Raw genomic sequence first — 3122 nt, 5'->3', positions numbered from 1 at the left:
ATCAGCGCCATCATGGTCACCGACTTGCCCGAGCCGGACTCGCCGACTATGGCCAGCACCTCGCCTTTCTGCACCGACAGATCGAGGCCATCGACCACCGGCACGGCGTTGGCGTCGCCGAAGCGCACGCTGAGGTTCTTGATATCCAGCAGGCTCATGAGCGCAGCTCCGATCCTACAAAGGCTGTCATGTTCATTCGGGCATCCTCAGACGGCATTTTTGAGTTTCGGGTCGAGGGCATCGCGCAGCCCGTCGCCCATCAGGTTGATCGCCAGCACGCTGAGCAGAATGGTCAGGCCGGGCAGCGACACCACCCACCAGGCGCGCTCGATATAGTCGCGCGCCGAGGCCAGCATGGTGCCCCACTCGGGGGTGGGCGGTTGTACGCCGAGGCCGAGAAAGCCCAGGGCGGCGGCGTCCAGAATCGCCGAGGAGAAGCTCAGGCTGGCCTGCACTATCAGGGGCGCCATGCAGTTGGGCAGCACGGTGACGAACATCAAGCGCGGCAGGCTGGCACCGACCAGGCGGGCGGCGGTGACGTAGTCGCGGTTCAGTTCGCCCATCACCGCGGCGCGGGTCAGGCGCACATAGGACGGCAGCGAGACGATGGCGATGGCGAAGATGGTGTTGATCAGCCCCGGGCCGAGGATGGCGACTATGGCCACCGCCAGCAGTAACGAAGGCAGGGCCAGCATCACGTCCATCAGGCGCATGATCGAGGGCCCCAGCAGACGCGGGAAGAAGCCGGCGATCAGGCCCATAAGGATGCCGGGAATCAGCGACATCAATACCGAGGCCAGGCCGATCAACAGCGACAGGCGCGCGCCATGCATCAGGCGCGACAGCAGGTCGCGGCCCAGCTCGTCGGTGCCGAGGAGAAATTGCAACTGGCCGCCCTCCAGCCAGGCCGGCGGGGTCAGCAGAAACTCGCGGTATTGCTCGCTGGGATCATGGGGGGCGATCCAGGGCGCGAACAGCGCGCAGATCACCAGCAGGACCATAAACAGCAGGCCGGCGACCGCGCCCTTGTTGTGGGCGAAGGCTTGCCAGAAGTCTTTTAGCGGCGAGGGGTAGAGCAGCGAAGGATCGAGGCTGGTGCTCAGGGTTTCAGTGGTCATAGCGGGCTCCGTAGAACCTGTGCATGGCCTCGTGAGCTAGCGCGAGACAAGGAAAAAATGACTGAGAAAGCGCACGACTGCATGGATGCAGGAGTTAGGGCGAAGCAGGATGCCCGAGCCGGGTTTGCTTGCTTTAAGTGAGCATTTATCAGGCGTTTTTGACGCGGTATCGCCGACGCGCAGCAGGTCATGGACAGGTCCTCAGCGCTGATGGCGAATGCGGGGGTTGGCCAGGCCATAGAGGATGTCCACCACGAAGTTGACCAGGATCACCAGGCAGGCGATCAGCAGGATGCCGTTCTGCACCACCGGGTAGTCGCGGGCGCCGATCGATTCGATCAGCCATTTGCCGATGCCCGGCCAGGAGAAGATGGTCTCGGTCAGCACCGCGCCGGCCAGCAGCGCGCCGACCTGCAGGCCGAACACCGTGAGCACCGGGATCAGCGCATTGCGCAGGCCGTGCACGAACACCACGCGGGCCGGCGACAGGCCTTTGGCGCGGGCGGTGCGCACATAGTCCTCGCGCAGCACTTCGAGCATGGCCGAGCGGGTCATGCGGGCGATCACCGCCAGGGGGATGGTGCCCAGCACTATGGCCGGCAAAATCAAGTGGCGCAGGGCATCGACAAAGGCGCCTTCCTCGCCCGAGAGCAGGCTGTCGATCAGCATAAAACCGGTGACCGGCGCTATGTCGTAGAGCAGGTCGATACGCCCGGACACCGGCGTCCAGCCCAGCCACACCGAGAAAAACATGATCAGCAGCAGGCCCCACCAGAAGATCGGCATGGAATAACCGGCCAGCGAGATGCCCATCACGCCATGGTCGAACAGCGATCCACGCTTGAGGGCGGCTATCACCCCGGCCACCAGACCGAGCGAGCCGGCAAATAGCAGGGCGGCCAGGGACAGTTCCAGGGTGGCGGGAAACAGAGTGATAAATTCGCTCCACACACTTTCGCGGGTGCGCAGCGACTGGCCCAGATCGCCCTGGGCCAGCTGGCCGATATAGTCGACATACTGGGCGTACAGCGGCTTGTTCAGGCCCAGGCGCTCCATGGCCTCGGCATGCATCACCGGGTCGACGCGGCGCTCACCCATCATCACTTCCACCGGGTCGCCGGGGATCATGCGGATCAGCGCGAAGGTCAGCAGGGTGACACCGAAAAAGGTGGGGATCAGCAACCCCAGACGTCTGGCTATAAAGGACAACATGGGATGTCAGAACTCCATGGAGTGGATCGACGCGCCGGCTGCATGGCCAGGCGCTGTTGTTCTAGGGCTTTAGCTGCAGCGCGATAGCCTGGGCAAGGTTCACGGCTCGGGCCTTGCCGGCGCAAGTGAGACTCTCCGGCGGGCGGGGTTGCTGGGTAAGCAGCAGGGCGCTGCCTGAGCAATAGCGGGTACAGGGAAGCTAATGGTGCGCGTTGTGGCATCGACTGATTCCTCAGGTAATTCGGTACGTGCAGGCGGCGGCCGGGTTGGCCGCCGTCGCCCGGTTAGGGAACGGCTGGGTAAGCCGCTCGCTAACGCCCTGGAGAAGGGTTATTCGACGCTGACGCCGTAGAAGGAGTTGAGGGCGAAGGGACTGATCTTGAAGTCCTTTACCTTCTTGCTCATGGGCTGGTAGACGGTGGAGTGGGCGATCGGGGTGATCGGCACTTCGCGTTTGAGAACCACCTGGGCCTGCATATACAGATCGGTGCGCTTGGCGGTGTCGGTGACCCGCTTGGCCGCCTTGACCAGCTTGTCGTACTCGGCGTTGCACCACTTGGAGAAGTTGTTGCCATCCACCGCGTCGCAGCCGTACAGGGTGCCGAGCCAGTTGTCCGGGTCACCGTTGTCGCCGCTCCAGCCGATCAGCATGGCGTCGTGCTCGCCGGCCTTGCTGCGCTTGAGGTACTCGCCCCATTCGTAGGTGACGATCTTGGCTTTGATGCCGACCTTGGCCCAGTCGCTTTGCAGCATCTCGGCCATCAGCTTGGCGTTGGGGTTGTAGGGGCGCTG

4 protein-coding genes are annotated in these 3122 nt (G+C 63.6%); all 4 read right to left on the bottom strand.

Annotation, left to right across the window (positions count from 1 at the left end; all coding sequences use genetic code 11):
- Nucleotides 1-158 (bottom strand): ATP-binding cassette domain-containing protein (locus Q8Q83_RS09830; RefSeq protein ID WP_305623277.1); only part of this gene is annotated, 158 nt, incomplete at its 3' end.
- 48 nt (nt 159-206) lie between these two features.
- Nucleotides 207-1118 (bottom strand): ABC transporter permease subunit, encoded by a 912-nt coding sequence (locus Q8Q83_RS09825; protein ID WP_305623276.1) that lies wholly within the window; start codon nt 1116-1118, stop codon nt 207-209.
- A gap of 201 nt (nt 1119-1319) precedes the next feature.
- Nucleotides 1320-2330, bottom strand: coding sequence for an ABC transporter permease subunit (locus tag Q8Q83_RS09820; RefSeq protein ID WP_305623274.1), 1011 nt, complete (start codon nt 2328-2330; stop codon nt 1320-1322).
- A 330-nt stretch (nt 2331-2660) separates the two neighbouring features.
- The coding region (locus Q8Q83_RS09815; protein WP_305623272.1) for an ABC transporter substrate-binding protein at nt 2661-3122 on the bottom strand (462 nt) is incomplete at its 5' end.

The organism is Pseudomonas sp., assembly GCF_030696055.1.
GTDB lineage: Bacteria > Pseudomonadota > Gammaproteobacteria > Pseudomonadales > Pseudomonadaceae > Aquipseudomonas.
The sequence above is the reverse complement of the archived record's forward strand: the minus strand, read 5'-3'. Positions and strand labels throughout refer to the sequence as shown.